16 protein-coding genes are annotated in these 13,693 nt (G+C 64.4%); 6 read left to right on the top strand and 10 right to left on the bottom strand.

Annotated features, from left to right (window positions below; all coding sequences use genetic code 11):
* Positions 1-17: 17 nt before the first annotated feature.
* The 3 genes from B0E49_RS08400 to tkt all read right to left on the bottom strand — a co-directional run bounded on the left by B0E49_RS08400 (position 18) and on the right by tkt (position 4,483).
* Positions 18-1,280 (bottom strand): putative Na+/H+ antiporter, encoded by a 1,263-nt coding sequence (locus B0E49_RS08400; RefSeq protein ID WP_077561915.1) that lies wholly within the window; start codon positions 1,278-1,280, stop codon positions 18-20.
* Between the two features lie 22 nt (positions 1,281-1,302).
* The gene (gap, locus tag B0E49_RS08395; RefSeq protein WP_077561743.1) at positions 1,303-2,316 is read right to left on the bottom strand and encodes a type I glyceraldehyde-3-phosphate dehydrogenase; all 1,014 of its coding nucleotides are present in this window, start codon (positions 2,314-2,316) and stop codon (positions 1,303-1,305) included.
* A gap of 82 nt (positions 2,317-2,398) precedes the next feature.
* On the bottom strand, positions 2,399-4,483 hold the full coding sequence (gene tkt / locus B0E49_RS08390; RefSeq protein ID WP_077561742.1) for a transketolase: 2,085 nt from the start codon (positions 4,481-4,483) through the stop codon (positions 2,399-2,401).
* 381 nt (positions 4,484-4,864) lie between these two features.
* Here tkt and B0E49_RS08385 point away from each other — a divergent pair, with 381 nt between their 5' ends.
* Both B0E49_RS08385 and B0E49_RS08380 read left to right on the top strand, forming a co-directional pair.
* Complete coding sequence (locus B0E49_RS08385; RefSeq protein ID WP_144264502.1) at positions 4,865-5,395, top strand: hypothetical protein; 531 nt, start codon at positions 4,865-4,867, stop codon at positions 5,393-5,395.
* A 97-nt stretch (positions 5,396-5,492) separates the two neighbouring features.
* The gene (locus B0E49_RS08380) at positions 5,493-5,684 is read left to right on the top strand and encodes a hypothetical protein (protein WP_077561740.1); all 192 of its coding nucleotides are present in this window, start codon (positions 5,493-5,495) and stop codon (positions 5,682-5,684) included.
* A gap of 135 nt (positions 5,685-5,819) precedes the next feature.
* On the opposite strand, the gene B0E49_RS08375 is transcribed toward B0E49_RS08380, so the two are convergent.
* The 3 genes from B0E49_RS08375 to B0E49_RS21000 all read right to left on the bottom strand — a co-directional run bounded on the left by B0E49_RS08375 (position 5,820) and on the right by B0E49_RS21000 (position 6,489).
* Positions 5,820-5,984, bottom strand: coding sequence for a BrnA antitoxin family protein (locus B0E49_RS08375; protein WP_144264501.1), 165 nt, complete (start codon positions 5,982-5,984; stop codon positions 5,820-5,822).
* A gap of 189 nt (positions 5,985-6,173) precedes the next feature.
* A complete protein-coding gene (locus tag B0E49_RS08370; protein ID WP_144264500.1) occupies positions 6,174-6,401 on the bottom strand; it encodes a hypothetical protein in 228 nt (75 codons plus the stop codon).
* Positions 6,373-6,489: a BrnT family toxin gene (locus tag B0E49_RS21000; protein WP_353647347.1), complete on the bottom strand. Its 117-nt coding sequence runs from the start codon at positions 6,487-6,489 to the stop codon at positions 6,373-6,375. Before B0E49_RS21000 ends, B0E49_RS08370 begins: the two co-directional genes overlap by 29 nt.
* A 470-nt stretch (positions 6,490-6,959) precedes the next feature.
* Between B0E49_RS21000 and B0E49_RS08360 the strand changes: the two genes are divergently transcribed.
* Both B0E49_RS08360 and B0E49_RS08355 read left to right on the top strand, forming a co-directional pair.
* Entirely contained in the window at positions 6,960-7,175 is a 216-nt protein-coding gene (locus B0E49_RS08360; protein ID WP_144264499.1) for a hypothetical protein, read from the top strand.
* Between the two features lie 63 nt (positions 7,176-7,238).
* Positions 7,239-7,436 carry a hypothetical protein gene (locus B0E49_RS08355; RefSeq protein WP_077561736.1) on the top strand — a complete coding sequence of 66 codons (198 nt, stop codon included), beginning with the start codon at positions 7,239-7,241 and terminating at the stop codon, positions 7,434-7,436.
* 54 nt (positions 7,437-7,490) lie between these two features.
* Here B0E49_RS08355 and B0E49_RS08350 read toward each other — a convergent pair whose 3' ends face one another.
* From B0E49_RS08350 to folE, 4 genes are all read right to left on the bottom strand, one after another.
* A complete protein-coding gene (locus B0E49_RS08350) occupies positions 7,491-8,948 on the bottom strand; it encodes a potassium/proton antiporter (RefSeq protein ID WP_077561735.1) in 1,458 nt (485 codons plus the stop codon).
* 188 nt (positions 8,949-9,136) lie between these two features.
* Positions 9,137-9,868 (bottom strand): gamma-glutamylcyclotransferase, encoded by a 732-nt coding sequence (locus tag B0E49_RS08345; protein ID WP_144264498.1) that lies wholly within the window; start codon positions 9,866-9,868, stop codon positions 9,137-9,139.
* A gap of 27 nt (positions 9,869-9,895) precedes the next feature.
* Positions 9,896-10,519: a LysE family translocator gene (locus B0E49_RS08340; RefSeq protein ID WP_077561733.1), complete on the bottom strand. Its 624-nt coding sequence runs from the start codon at positions 10,517-10,519 to the stop codon at positions 9,896-9,898.
* A 94-nt stretch (positions 10,520-10,613) separates the two neighbouring features.
* Positions 10,614-11,351: a GTP cyclohydrolase I gene (gene folE, locus B0E49_RS08335; protein WP_077561732.1), complete on the bottom strand. Its 738-nt coding sequence runs from the start codon at positions 11,349-11,351 to the stop codon at positions 10,614-10,616.
* 136 nt (positions 11,352-11,487) lie between these two features.
* On the opposite strand from folE, the gene B0E49_RS08330 reads away from it, so the two are divergent.
* Positions 11,488-12,198 (top strand): nucleotidyltransferase family protein, encoded by a 711-nt coding sequence (locus B0E49_RS08330; protein WP_077561731.1) that lies wholly within the window; start codon positions 11,488-11,490, stop codon positions 12,196-12,198.
* Between the two features lie 6 nt (positions 12,199-12,204).
* On the top strand, positions 12,205-13,590 hold the full coding sequence (locus B0E49_RS08325) for an aminopeptidase P N-terminal domain-containing protein (RefSeq protein WP_077561730.1): 1,386 nt from the start codon (positions 12,205-12,207) through the stop codon (positions 13,588-13,590).
* Positions 13,591-13,693: the final 103 nt, after the last annotated feature.

Here is a 13,693-nt window from a genome sequence, read left to right as displayed (position 1 = left end):
CAGGTGCAACCCGGCCATCACACCAGGAACATCGCGGCCGCCACGGCGGTCGGCAGCGCCGCACCGAGGAGCAGGCCGCCGGCGCCAATGGACTCATCGTTGAAGCCGCGCCGCAGCAGCGCAATGCCGGCCGGGTTCGGGGCGTTCGCAATCACCGTCAGGCCGCCGCCGGCGACGGCGCCCGCCACCAGCATGTACTTGGCCGGGTCGGAGATGCCGGCGATCAGCGAGCCCAGGTAGGTCAGCGCCGCATTGTCGGTGATGGCGGTCAGCCCCAGCGCGCCAAAAAACAGCGCGGTCGGCTGCAGGCTGGATACGATGGGTTGCAGCCACCACTGCTGCAGGCCGCCGAGCACCACCAGGCCGGCCAGGAAAAAGCCCACCAGCAGCGCCTCTTTGAGGATCAGCGGCGCCTGGTAGCGCGCGTACGCCTGCGTGAACCCCAGGAACAGCAGGAACAGGCCCAGGAAGATCACCGGGTGGTGCGCGAACGCCACCACGCCCGCCAGAAAGGCCAGGTGGATCAGGATGACGATGCCCGGCACGCGCGCAGCACCGGCTTCTACCCCCACCGGTGCGGCGGCAGCCGGAAGGTCCAGCAGGTGCCGGCGCAGCACCAGCGTCATCACCGTGGCGTTGATGAGCACGGCGATGACTGCCCGCCAGCCGAAGTGGGCCAGCATGAAGGCGCTGTCCCAGTTCCAGGTGGACGCCACCATGAGCACGGGCGGCGCCGCAAACGAGGTCAGGGTCCCGCCCACGGAGATGTTCACGAACAGCACGCCGAGCGCGCCGTACTTCAGGCGCTCGGGGATGCCGGGCCGAAACACCAGGGCGCCCAGCATCAGGGCGGCCAGCGTCATCGCTGCCGGCTCGGTGATCAGCGAGCCGATCAGCGGCACCAGCGCCAGGCACAGCCAGACCTGCGCGACCACCGTGCGCACCGGGGCCGCCCCGGCGATGGCGGCCACCAGCGCCTGGATGAAATCCACCACGGGCCTGGATGCGGCGACCACCATGATGACGAACACGAACAGGGGCTCGGCGTATTGCCGGGACTCGGCATAGGCGATGGCCTGCGCGCCGCCCCCGATGGCCGCCATGGCCAGCACCAGCACCGCAGCCCAGAAGCCGAACACCACCTCGACCTCGCCCAGCAGATGCAGCAGCCCCGCGTGGCGCGGGTGCCGGTGCGCGAGCCGCTCGAAGTACTTGGTCGAGAAGGTGTGAACCAGCGCCAGCGCAAAGAGGGCCGCGGCAACGACTTCGATGGTGTGCATGGCGGCCTGTGCCGGCAAGGTGCTAGCCGGCGATCACGCGCACCATTTCCAGGCACTTGTTGGAGTAGCCCCACTCGTTGTCGTACCAGCTCACCAGCTTGACGAAGGTGCTGTCGAGCGCGATGCCGGCGTCGGCGTCGAAGATCGAGGAGCGGCTGTCGCCGCGGAAGTCGGTGCCAACCACCTTGTCTTCGGTGTAGCCCAGGATGCCCTTGAGCCCGCCTGCGCTCACATCCTTCTCGGACTGCGCCTTCATCTCGGCGCAGATTTCCTTGTAGGTCGCGGGCCGATCCAGCTCCACCGTCAGGTCGACCACCGACACGTCGGAGGTCGGCACGCGGAACGACATGCCGGTCAGCTTCTTGTTCAGCTCGGGGATCACCACGCCGACCGCCTTGGCCGCGCCGGTGCTGCTGGGAATGATGTTTTCCAGAATGCCGCGGCCGCCGCGCCAGTCCTTGTTGGAAGGGCCGTCCACGGTCTTTTGCGTGGCGGTGGCGGCGTGCACGGTGGTCATCAGGCCGCGCTTGATGCCCCACTTGTCGTTCAGCACCTTGGCCACGGGCGCCAGGCAGTTGGTGGTGCAGCTCGCGTTGGAGATGATGGCCTCGCCGGCGTACTTCTTGTGGTTCACGCCGAACACGAACATCGGCGTGTCGTCCTTCGACGGCGCCGACATGATGACCTTTTTGGCGCCCGCGGCGATGTGCTTTTGCGTAGTTTCCTTGGTCAGGAACAGGCCGGTGGACTCGAGCACGATGTCGGCGCCGACCTCGTTCCACTTGAGGTTGGCCGGGTCGCGCTCCTGCGTCAGGCGGATCTTCTTGCCGTTGACGATGAGCGTGTTGCCGTCCACCGCGATGTCGCCCTTGAAGCGGCCATGCACCGAGTCGTACTGCAGCATGTAGGCCAGGTAGTCGGGCTCGAGCAGGTCGTTGATGCCCACGACCTCAATGTCGGGGAAGTTCTGCACCGCCGAGCGCAGCACGTTGCGCCCGATGCGCCCGAAGCCGTTGATGCCAATTTTGATCGCCATGGTTGCTCTCCAGAATTAAAAACCCAAATCCGTTCGCCCTGAGCTTGTCGAAGGGCTTCGACAGGCTCAGCCCGAACGGCACTTATCTCTTCGCCAGCACGGCCTGCACCGTCTCGGCCACGTTCTCGGGCGTGAAGCCGAAGTGCTCGAACAGCGCCGGCGCGGGCGCCGATTCGCCGTAAGTATCGATGCCGACGACGGCCGCGCAGCCGTATTTCCACCAGCCGCCGGTCGCGCCCATTTCCACCGCGATGTGCGGCACGCCGGCCGGCAGCACGGCGCTCTTGTACGCCGTGCTTTGCTGGTCAAATGTGGTTGTACTCGGCATGGAGACTACGCGGACAGCTATCTTTCTAGTAGCGAGCAGTGCCTGCGCCTGCAGCGCGAGCTGCACCTCGGAGCCGGTCGCGATGATCACGGCCTGAGCCTTCTTCTTGAGCCCCACGTCGCTCGGCTCGGCCAGCACGTAGGCACCTTTGCTGATGCTCTCCAGTCCGCACGCCTCGGGCGCGGCCTGCGAGCGGCCCTTGGGCGCGTAGGCGATGTTCTGGCGCGACAGCAGCAGCGCCGTCGGCTTATTCTTGTTTTGCAGCGCGACGGCCCAGGCAATCGCCGTCTCGGCCGTGTCGCCGGGGCGCCAGACGTCGAGGTTGGGAATCAGCCGCAGGCTGGCGGCGTGCTCGATAGCCTGGTGCGTCGGGCCGTCTTCGCCCAGGCCGATCGAGTCGTGCGTGAACACATGCACCACGCGCAGCTTCATGATCGCGGCCATACGGATGGCGTTGCGCGAGTAGTCGCTGAAGGTCAAAAAGGTGCCGCCGTAGGGGATGTAGCCACCGTGCAGCGCAATGCCGTTCATGACCGCGGCCATGCCGAACTCGCGCACGCCGTAGTTGATGTGGCGCCCGCCGACCATCACGCCATTCGCATCGGGCGTTTGCACCACATCGCCGGCCAGATCAAAACGCAGCGCCGGCGTGCTCCTGGTGTTGGTCAGGTTCGAGCCCGTGAGGTCGGCCGAGCCGCCCAGCAACTCGGGCAGCGCGGCCGTGAAGGCTTCGAGCGCGAGTTGCGAAGCCTTGCGCGAGGCCACCGTCTGGCCTGCGGTGTGCGCGGCCACGGCCGTGTCCACCGCGACCTGGTGGAAGTTTTTGGGCAGCTCGCCCTTCATGCGGCGCACGAACTCCTTGGCCAGCTCGGGGTGCGCGGCCTTGTAGGCGGCAAATTTCAGGTCCCAGTCGGTCTCCAGCGCCAGGCCCGCGGCCTTGGCATCCCAGTCGGCATAAACCTCCTTGGGGATTTCGAACGGCTTGTAGTGCCAGCCCAGCGCCTCGCGCGTGAGCTTGATTTCTTCCACGCCCAGCGCCTCGCCGTGCGCCTTGGCCGTGTCCTGGCGGTTCGGGCTGCCCTTGCCGATGTGCGTCTTGCAGACAATGAATGAGGGCTTGTCCGCACTGTTCTTCGCGTCGGCAATCGCGCGGTCCACCGCGTCCACGTCGTGCCCATCGATCGGGCCGATCACGTTCCAGCCGTAGGCGGCAAAACGCTGCGCCGTATTGTCGATGAACCAGGGCGTGACCCGGCCGTCGATCGAGATGCCGTTGTCGTCGTACAGCGCAATCAGCTTGTTCAGCTTCCAGGCGCCGGCCAGCGCGCTGGCCTCGTGGCTGATGCCCTCCATGAGGCAACCGTCGCCCAGGAACACGTAGGTGTGGTGGCCCACGATGGTGTGGTCAACATCACCATCTTTGCGGTTGAACTCGCTGGCCAGCAGCTTCTCGGCCAGCGCCATGCCGACCGCGTTGGTCAGGCCCTGGCCGAGCGGGCCGGTGGTGGTTTCCACGCCGGCCGTGTAGCCGAACTCGGGGTGGCCCGGCGTCTGGCTGTGCAGCTGGCGGAAGTTCTTCAGCTCGCTCATCGCCAGCTTGTAGCCGGTCAGGTGCAGGAGCGAATAGATCAGCATCGAGCCGTGGCCGTTGGACAGCACGAAACGGTCGCGATCCGCCCAGTGCGGGTTGCGCGGGTTGTGCCGCAGGTGCCGGCCCCACAGCGCCACGGCGATGTCGGCCATGCCCATCGGGGCGCCGGGATGTCCGGAATTGGCTTGTTGTACGGCGTCCATGGCCAGCGCACGAATTGCGTTGGCCATCAGTTGGGTGTTTGCCATTGTGGGCGGCTCCGGAGGGGGAAAAGTCGGGGGAAACCCGAGATTTTACCGTTTGGAGTGGTGGGGGCCGTTTGCGAGGCAATCAGCTTCGACATCTGTCAAGGATCGTGTTCAAAAGGACGTCAATCGATGTGTCGTGATGCCATGAAAGGCGCCTATAGGCCCAAAGGAGCCAAGAAGCCGGAATTCTGAATTGTTCAGACGGACCGGCGTGTCCAGTGGCCACTACATCAGCGGCTTAGGCAGAGGTGCCCGTCATTGCTGAAATTCGTAGGTGCGCCGTTAAACGCAATTTTTAAAATTTAACAATCTTGTTATTCTTTGATAAACGTTGATAAACTTCATGTTATGATGTTGTCAATAACTCACTGGAATGACATCATGGATGAATCGCAAGAACAAATTGAGGCCCTGCAACAGGCCTATCAAAATGACGATGAAATGAGGCATGTTCTGGATGCGTTTTCCAGGTACCAGAACTCGATGCGGACGGTGAATGTCGATGTGATATGGAATAGAGTTGGACGTGGCAAGATAAAGCGGTCTCAAGTCGTGACAGCTCTTAAGAGGTTGCAAGAGCTTGGTTTTGGCACCTATACGAAAGGTGCAAAAGGGCACCCATCCCGATTTGGCTTCCCGCGCGCCAAAGGTCCGCTCTGGATTTCCTTGCGTGCTCAAGGTGAAAAAGAAGAAGATTTACCAGACGATACGACAGACGACCCTACAATTTTTGAAGGTTTTGACGATATCAATGCGGGCGGTGACCCAAGCTCGGTCATACACAGGTTTCGCCTTCGACAAGACAAAGAGGTTGTATTCAACCTCCCTGCAGACCTTACCTTCATTGAAGCCAAGAGACTAAGCCTGTGGCTCAAGAGCATTCCGTTTGATAGCGATGGTGACGAGTTCTAACCGCTATCGTTTTTCATTTCTAAACCCATTCGTTAAGCGCAGCTATGACAAGGGTAGTAGCTGAATTCTTCTTAGTGGCCCCTTTAGGAGAGAGACAATGTCTGATCAAGAGCTGAGAGACAAGAATCACAACTTACTGGGTAAGATTAAAACTCTTTCCAATGGGAAAAGCGAACTACGAGATAGAAACAATAACTTAAAAGGAATCTATGATCCCAAGTCAAATGAAACCCGCGATAGAAACAACAACCTTGTTGCAAAAGGCAACATGCTGACGACATTGCTCTAGTGTGCTAAATGCGCCTCTCCGTCTCGGGGTGGCGCTCAGTGGGCGTTGTTTTGCGCAGTCGGCCGGCGAGGTCCAACATCGAAGTCAAGCCGCAACGCGCTTGCGCGCTGTCGGGCGTGATTGACTCTTTAAATTTCAGTTCACTTCCACCCGGAGCGCATCGTTGATCCGCGCCTGGTAACCGCTCCCCTGTGACTTGAAGAACGCCAGGATGTCAGCGTCCAGACGAACCGATGTCAGAACCTTGGTGGGTTTGACTTGCGGCCCGCGGCTGCGCTTGAGCACGGGCGCACCCAGCATGTCTTCGGTTCATGCCGGGTTGTCGGGGTCGGCGACCTTGGCCGAGGTTTTCTTTGACAACTCGGCGGTAGCAGCGAGCTTCATCTTTTTCTGCGTTCCTTGGTGAGACCATTTGAGGCCCGCTTGGGCGTCCCGCACGTCGAAACTACGCGGTGGCGCGTTTGCGTGGTGTCCTGCTTGATCGACCCGTTAAACCCCGCGTTTCCTGCGCAGAGGCCAGCATGCTGGCCAAGGCCTTGTTGCCTTGTTGACTGCCTCCGACGTGGGAAATACTTTCTGAATTTCGGGCTTCAAGACAACAACATTGCTACTCTGCATGAAGTGCTTCAGGTACTTGCCATGCACACCCGCGCCGAGTTGATCCCGTTTCAATTCTTGAATGTCCTGATCAGCCATTTTTGTAGATGCTTTTTTCATATCGCGTCGCCTTTCGTGCGCTGATGATTCGAATACTGTTGCGGCGCTCCGCATAGACGACCTCCAGAAGCCGCGCCTTGTTTGACATTCCGTAGGTCCGGCTTCGATCCTCAAACTCGGTGTGATCGGTGTCTGCAAAATCATGTACCTTTGTGAGGCACCAGGCGCACTTGCAATTCGCATCCAACCGCCATCGCGTAGTGTTGCCCACGCAATACGCCTACACCGCAGTGCGACATCGCCCCGCTTCGCCGCACTAGTCAGCCGACGCCGATAAGATGCCTCTCATGTCCCGCATCCCTTTCTCCACTGCACCACGCCAAATGGTCGCCGGCTGCGCGCGCTGGCCCGCCCTGTGGGCCGGGATGGGGATCCGCACCCGGATGCGGGCCGCACTGGCTTGAGCCCGGCGGTCGCTTCCACAGCCCTTCTGCGCAAACCTCAGACCGCCGGGCCAACACCGGCTCCATAGGGCGGGCGCCTGCCTGTTGCGGCGGCGCAAGGTTTGCAATCTTCGAAGTTATCTCTGCCTCACAGGCAGACCAACGGGAGAAACCAATGACACACCAACTGCACAACCGATGGGCCGCGATGATGCTGATGCCGATGTGGATCCACCACCAGGCCACCGAAGTGGTGGCGAAGTGCATCGACCCTGAACTGTTGCGCGACCCACGCGCCCTGAACGACTTTTGGCGGCCTGCGGCCGGGGAGCGTTTGAATCCGCTGGAGTTCCACGGCAAGCGGGCACAGCGCCGGCAAGATGCGTGTTGATGACGCTGAGGGCGACATAGCCCGGCGTGTCCGGTTGATGGTCCTGCTCGTATGCGGGGCGTGATGGCCACCGAGCTGGTCTTCCTGCTCAGCGAGGGACTTTGGGCGAGCGGCTTCTGGCTGCTCGCCATCATGGCCGTCACCTGCGCGCCCGCGGTGCTGGGCGGTTTGGGCGTGGCAATGAAGCGCGACAGGCGCTCGTTCATCGAAATCCGGATTGGGAAATTCATCAAGAGGAACCCCCGTCTGTTTCGCAACTGAACCCGTGCCGGGGCGTGACATCCGCATGACCAGGTGCGCGGCGCTGCGATCACCTCAATCCTTCAGCCCGAGTCCGAGGCTTGAGATCTTCCCGCCCACGACCTCACGCACCACCAGCGCCGCCGGGCCCATACGCACGGAGTCGCCGGCCACCGGCGCGCGACGCAACTGCGCAACCATCCAGTCGCCCAGGGGCATCGACGCGTCGGCCGGCATGGGCAAGCCATAGAACTCACAGATCGACCCGACCGGTGTCTTGGGGTCGAACTGGAAGTCCAGAAAGACGGCGCGCAGCTGCCGCTCGTCGGCGGGATCGGGCATGGCCACGCCCAGCTTGCGCGCCATCAGCGCAATCGTGCTGCCCTGCGTGAGCAGCGAGGTCAGCACGACCATGAACGCGATGTTGAACAGCAGCCCGGCGTGCGGCGTGCCGGCGAGCAGCGGAAACAGCGCCAGCACGATCGGCACCGCGCCGCGCAGACCGACCCACGAGATGTACCAGGTCTCGCGCGCCGTGTAGTGAAACGGGCGCAGGCAGAGCCAGACGGCCACCGGCCGGGCCACGAAGATCAGCGTCAGGACCACGGCCAGCGCCGGCACCACCGAGTCCAGCATCCTGCTTGGCGTCACCAGCAGTCCCAGCAGCAGAAACATGCCGGCCTGCGCGAGCCAGGCGTAACCATCCATTGCAGCGAGGGTCGGGCCGACCACCCTGGCCGCGCGATTGGCAACGATCAGGCCAAACAGATAGACGGCCAGAAAGCTCGATCCCCCGGCCATTCCGGTGGCGGCGAAGACCGACAGCCCGCTGGCGCCGATCAGCAGCGCCAGGATGCCGCTTTCAACCTGCCGGGTCGCGACACGGCGCAGCAAGGCGGCCATCGCAAAGCCGCCGCCCACGCCGATCAGCCCGCCCCAGCCGAACTGTTGCAGGAACGACAGCGCGACCGCCGACCAGGCCGAGCCGCTCGAGGCGCCGGGCGCGAGCAGCGCAATGAAGCTCAATGTCAGATAAACCGCCATCGGGTCGTTCATGCCGGACTCGATCTCCAGCGTGGCCGCGACACGCTCGTTCAGCACCACGCCCGAGCGCGTCAGCAGCGCGAACACCGCGGCCGCATCGGTCGAGCCGACGATGGAGCCCAGCAGCAACGCGGTGCGCCAGTCCAGTCCGACGAACAGCACGCCGGCCAACGCCGTGATGGCCGCGCAAATCAGCACGCCGACGGTGGCCAGCACCGAAGCCGGCCGCAGCCCGGTGCGGAACCGCGCATAGTTGGTGCGCATCCCGCCGTCGAGCAGGATGACCGCCAGCGCCAGGTTGCCGACCCAGAAACTCAGCCGGTAGTCGTCAAACCGATACCCGCCCAGGCCGTCCTCGCCCGCGAGGATGCCCGCGCCCAGAAAGACGAGCAGGAACGAGAAACCGATGCGCACCGAAAACAGGCCCGCCAGGACGCTGATGAAGACCAGCGCCGAGGCCGCAAGCAAAGGCAGGTTGACGAAATCCATGGCTCGATTGTCGGGGCAGATTGTGGCGGCGTGTCATTACCTGCGGGTGCGAACCGCGTACACCTGTTTTTAGATCATTTCAACCTGTAGCCCATATCCGATCCAGGCGGTGCGCTATAAATTTGATACTTCCATGGCAGCAGTGACCTTGACTGCGCGCCGGCAGGCATTGCGTGCTGCTTCGCGAATCAGGCGGCGCTGCACGCCTGCACCTGCACCAGCAGCCGCCTGAGGTAATCCTCCTCGATCCTGAATTCCTCGAAATGCGCGACGAGGTTTTCCAGGTACTGGCGGTTCGTGCCCAGGTCGCCTTCGCCTGTGGCGATGATCGCTGCGGCCTGCCTGATTGGCAGGTCGCCAACGTACTGTGCGTGCGCCGTGTTGGTGCCGAACACCAGAGCGTTGATCGGGCCTTGCGGCGTCGCGACTGGCGCGCGGAACGGGCGATAGTGACCCTGCAGCATCTCGCGGCGCCAGACGATGTCGCTCTCGCATTCGGCGCACGCGCCGGCAATGCGGAAGGCGACGCCTTGGCAGTGGCCGGCGCCGGGTTCCAGCCCGAGCATCAGGGCCGGTCGCTGCGGTGAGCCGCGGCCGATCTCGAGCCTGATGCAAAAGCGGCGCTGCCAGCCCTCGATGTCGGCCAGCCGAACTTCCTCGAAGTGAAAGCCGGGGTCCCACATGAGGGAGCCGTAGCCGAAGACCCAGATGTCTTGTGCGCTGCCGCAGTCACCCAGCATGGCGCGCCGGGAGGCGTCCAGCTCATGATCGGACAGACGCCAGCGCGGACCCAGACCATTCAAACGCGCCCGCTCATCCCAGGTGGCAATGAGTTCCGGCGTGACACGCAGCTCGGACTGGTCGGGCGGGATCACCTTGCCCTGCAATTGCGGGACGTGCCTGAAAGGCGGGGAACTCAAAGGCTCATCCTTCGCGGGCCGGCCGTGTCACAGGCCTCGCGGGATGAGCAGGCGCACGCCAAACCAGATGAACAGGCTGCCGGCCGCGCGATTCGCCCAGGCCACCAGCCGGGAGTTGGCGGAAACCCGCCGGCGCGCATGGGACACCAGCACGGCCAGGATGAGGTACCACGTCGTGCAGACAAACAGGTAGGTGAGCCCCAACAGCAAAAACGCCAGCGACTTGCGGGGCGCATCGTGGCTGACGAATTGCGGCAGCAGGGCGACGAACACCAGCAGCACCTTGGGGTTGAGCGCGTTGGTGAGAAAGCCCTGGAAGTACACCCGGCGCGAGGCATCCATCGGGGGCTGCGCGTGCGCCTCGCGCCGGCGCAGCGACGCGCGTATCTGCGCTGCGCCCATGTACACCAGGTAGCCGGCGCCGAGCCACTTGACGACGGCGAACATCGCCGGCGTGGACGCGATCAGGGCCGACAGACCGATGGTCGCCGCAAGCACGTGGACCGAGCAGCCCGTGCCGATGCCAAGCGCCGCGAGCATGCCGCTGCGCCAGCCGCCCGCCGCAGCGCGTCGCACCAGGTACAGAGTGTCCGGGCCGGGCGCCATGCTCACGATCAGTGCGGTCAGTACAAAAAGCTCGAGGTTCTGCATGGCGGTTAGGAGTGTTCAGGCGTCCCGGTTATACGGCATGCAACTGAAAATGCCAATGCGGCCCACTACGACCGGTCAAGCGCCGTAGCGCGACTCAGGCGCTTTTCTTGCTCAGCAGGGACAGAAACTCGCGGCGCAGCGTGGCGTCCTTCAGGAAGGCGCCGCGCATCACGCTGTTGGTCATGCTCGCATCGCTGTCTTTCACGCCGCGCCACTGCATGCAGAAGTGATCGGACTCCAGCACCAGCGCCAGGCCGTCGGGCTTCACGCGCCGCTCCAGCTCGTCGGCGAGCATCATGATTGCCTCCTCCTGGATCTGCGGGCGGCCCATGATCCAGTCGCAGATGCGGGCGTACTTGGACAGACCGATCAGGTTCGAATGTTCGTTGGGCAGGATGCCGATCCACACCTTGCCCATGATCGGGCACAGGTGGTGCGAGCAGGCGCTGCGTACGGTGATGGGGCCGACGATCATCAACTGGTCCAGATGCGAGGCATTGGGGAATTCGGTGACCGCCGGCATCGGGACATAGCGCCCGCGAAAGACCTCGGTCAGGAACATGCGGGCCACGCGCTCGGGCGTGCCGTTCGTGTTGTGGTCGTTCTGCGTATCGATCACCAGCGCATGCAACACCTCCTGCATCTTGCTCTGCACCTCGGCCTTCAACTCGTCGAGCTCGCCCTCCTTGATGAAGGCCGAGATGTTGTCGTTGGCGTGGTAGCGGCAGCCGGCGCCGATCAGCCGGTAGCGGATGCGGTCGGACGCGCTCAGCAGCGCGGGCAGCGCACTGCCCTTGAGGATCGGAGGTGATGTTTCCAGGGTTCTCAGCATGGGGTTTCCTGACGGTTGTGCGTATGCATTCATACGTTAGATGGAATGGCGCGGCCGTCCGTTCCGGGAGGCGGTCGGCGCCGCGTCCGGCGCGCCCGCTACACTGCCCCGCATGACCCCGCCTCCTGCTTGCGCCATGATCCTCGCCGCCGGCCGCGGCGAGCGCATGCGGCCCTTGACTGACGACTGCCCCAAGCCACTCTTGAGGGTGCGCGGCAAGCCGCTGATGCAGTGGCCGATGGAAGCGCTGGGGCGCGGCGGCTTTGATCGGCTGGTGGTCAACACGGCCTGGCTGGGCGAGCAGATTGAGCATCAATTCGGCCTGCAGCCCTTACTGAATCTGCGCAGTGCGCTATCAATTTCATACTCTCACGAAGGCCGCGACTTTGGCGGCGCGCTGGAGACGGCGGGCGGCATCGTGCGCGCGTTGCCGCTGCTCGCCGATGTGTTCTGGGTACTGGCCGGCGACGTGTTCGCGCCCGATTTCGCGTTCACGCAGGCCGCGTTCGAGCGCTTTGCCGCCAGCGGCAAGCTGGCTCACCTGTGGCTGGTGCCGAATCCGGCGCACAACCCCAAGGGCGATTTCGGGCTCTCGCCGCAGGGGCTGGCGCTCAACCATGCGGAGCAGAAATACACCTTCAGCACCATCGCCCTGTACCGCCGGGCGCTGTTCGAGCCGCCATATTGCGACGTGCCCAGCGGCAACCCGCACGGCGTCAAGACCCCGCTGGCACCCCTGTTGCGCGCCGCGATGGACAATGGGCAGATCAGCGCCGAGCTGTACCTGGGGGCCTGGACCGATGTCGGCACGCCCGAACGCCTGGCGCAACTCAACACCACCGACTAAAGCATCATGACCACTTCGATCTACGCCCAGCGCCGCGCCCGCGTCGCCCAGCAACTCGGGGCCGAGGGCATTGCCATCGTGCCGACCGCACCCGAGCGCCAGCGCAACCGCGACAACGATTTCCTGTACCGCTTCGACAGCTATTTCCACTACCTGAGTGGCTTCACCGAGCCGAACGCCTGGCTGGTGATCACGGGGGACGGCCGCAGCACGCTGTTTTGCGCGCCGAAGGACCTGGAGCGCGAAGTCTGGGACGGTTACCGGCTCGGGCCGGCGGCAGCCCCCGAGGTGCTTGGTGTGGACGCTGCGTTTTCCGTAGCGGAGCTGGATGCGCAATGCCCGAAGCTGCTGGAAAACCGCAGCACCGTGTGGTACCCGTTCGCCACGCATCCCGGGCTGGAGTCGCGCATCGACGGCTGGCTGAACAGCGTGCGCGCACGCGTGCGCTACGGCGCGCTGTGCCCCGCCGAGCAGCGCGACCTGTGCGGCATCGTGGACGAGATGCGTCTCGTGAAGGACGCGCACGAGCTGGCCACCATGCGCCGTGCGGCGCAGATCAGCGCGGGCGCGCACATCCGCGCGATGCAGCTGTCCGCCCGCATGCTGCGCGACGGCCAGCAGGTGCGCGAGTACCACCTCGACGCCGAGCTGCTGCACGAGTTCCGGCGCCACGGCTCGCAGAGCGTGGCCTACGGCTCGATCGTGGCGGCCGGCGCGAATGCCTGCGTGCTGCACTACCGCGCCGATGCCGCGCCGGTGCGCGCAGGCGACCTGGTGCTGATCGACGCCGGCTGCGAGCTCGATGGCTACGCCAGCGACATCACGCGCACCTTTCCGGCCAACGGCACCTTCAGCGGGCCGCAGCGCGCGCTGTACGAACTCGTGACGGCGAGCCAGGAGGCCGGCGCCGCCGTGACCAGGCCGGGCGCGCGCTTCAACGACCCGCACGAGGCCGCCGTGAAGGTGCTGGCGCAGGGCATGCTCGATGTGGGCCTGCTGGACGCCAACAAGGTCGGCGGCGTGGACGACGTGATCGAAAAGCGCGCCTACTTCCCGTTCTACATGCACCGCACCAGCCACTGGCTGGGCATGGACGTGCACGACTGCGGCAGCTACGTGGAGCCCGGCGAGGTGGGCCAGACCAGCGAGCGCCGCGACCCGCTGTCGGGCGAGCTCATCGTGAACCGCCCGAGCCGCATCCTGCATCCCGGCATGGTGCTGACGCTGGAGCCCGGCATCTACGTGCGCCCGGGCGCCGGTGTGCCCAAGCAGTTCCACAACATCGGCATCCGCATCGAGGACGACGCCGTGGTGACGGCCAGCGGTTACGAGCTGATCAGCCGCGGTGTGCCGGTGAAGGCCGACGAGATCGAGGCGCTGATGCGGGCCTGATTCGGCCTTGTGCAGGCGTGACACGCGCGCACGGCCCCATCGCGGGAACGTGGCGGCGCGCAGCTCCATCTAATGGGTCAGGAACAGCCCCGAACGCGCGGGG

Source organism: Polaromonas sp. C04 (assembly GCF_002002705.1).
Lineage (GTDB): Bacteria > Pseudomonadota > Gammaproteobacteria > Burkholderiales > Burkholderiaceae_C > Rhodoferax_A.
Note: the sequence above shows the minus strand (reverse complement) of the source record. Positions and strands in the feature narration are given on the sequence as shown.

Bases quoted from the DNA above. Each gene is read 5' to 3' on its own strand.
- B0E49_RS08400 (WP_077561915.1), bottom strand. From the start codon at position 1,280: ATGCACACCATCGAAGTCGTTGCCGCGGCCCTCTTTGCGCTGGCGCTG.
- gap (WP_077561743.1), bottom strand. From the start codon at position 2,316: ATGGCGATCAAAATTGGCATCAACGGCTTCGGGCGCATCGGGCGCAAC.
- tkt (WP_077561742.1), bottom strand. From the start codon at position 4,483: ATGGCAAACACCCAACTGATGGCCAACGCAATTCGTGCGCTGGCCATG.
- B0E49_RS08385 (WP_144264502.1), top strand. From the start codon at position 4,865: ATGGATGAATCGCAAGAACAAATTGAGGCCCTGCAACAGGCCTATCAA.
- B0E49_RS08380 (WP_077561740.1), top strand. From the start codon at position 5,493: ATGTCTGATCAAGAGCTGAGAGACAAGAATCACAACTTACTGGGTAAG.
- B0E49_RS08375 (WP_144264501.1), bottom strand. From the start codon at position 5,984: ATGCTGGGTGCGCCCGTGCTCAAGCGCAGCCGCGGGCCGCAAGTCAAA.
- B0E49_RS08370 (WP_144264500.1), bottom strand. From the start codon at position 6,401: ATGAAAAAAGCATCTACAAAAATGGCTGATCAGGACATTCAAGAATTG.
- B0E49_RS21000 (WP_353647347.1), bottom strand. From the start codon at position 6,489: ATGTCAAACAAGGCGCGGCTTCTGGAGGTCGTCTATGCGGAGCGCCGC.
- B0E49_RS08360 (WP_144264499.1), top strand. From the start codon at position 6,960: ATGACACACCAACTGCACAACCGATGGGCCGCGATGATGCTGATGCCG.
- B0E49_RS08355 (WP_077561736.1), top strand. From the start codon at position 7,239: ATGGCCACCGAGCTGGTCTTCCTGCTCAGCGAGGGACTTTGGGCGAGC.
- B0E49_RS08350 (WP_077561735.1), bottom strand. From the start codon at position 8,948: ATGGATTTCGTCAACCTGCCTTTGCTTGCGGCCTCGGCGCTGGTCTTC.
- B0E49_RS08340 (WP_077561733.1), bottom strand. From the start codon at position 10,519: ATGCAGAACCTCGAGCTTTTTGTACTGACCGCACTGATCGTGAGCATG.
- folE (WP_077561732.1), bottom strand. From the start codon at position 11,351: ATGCTGAGAACCCTGGAAACATCACCTCCGATCCTCAAGGGCAGTGCG.
- B0E49_RS08330 (WP_077561731.1), top strand. From the start codon at position 11,488: ATGATCCTCGCCGCCGGCCGCGGCGAGCGCATGCGGCCCTTGACTGAC.
- B0E49_RS08325 (WP_077561730.1), top strand. From the start codon at position 12,205: ATGACCACTTCGATCTACGCCCAGCGCCGCGCCCGCGTCGCCCAGCAA.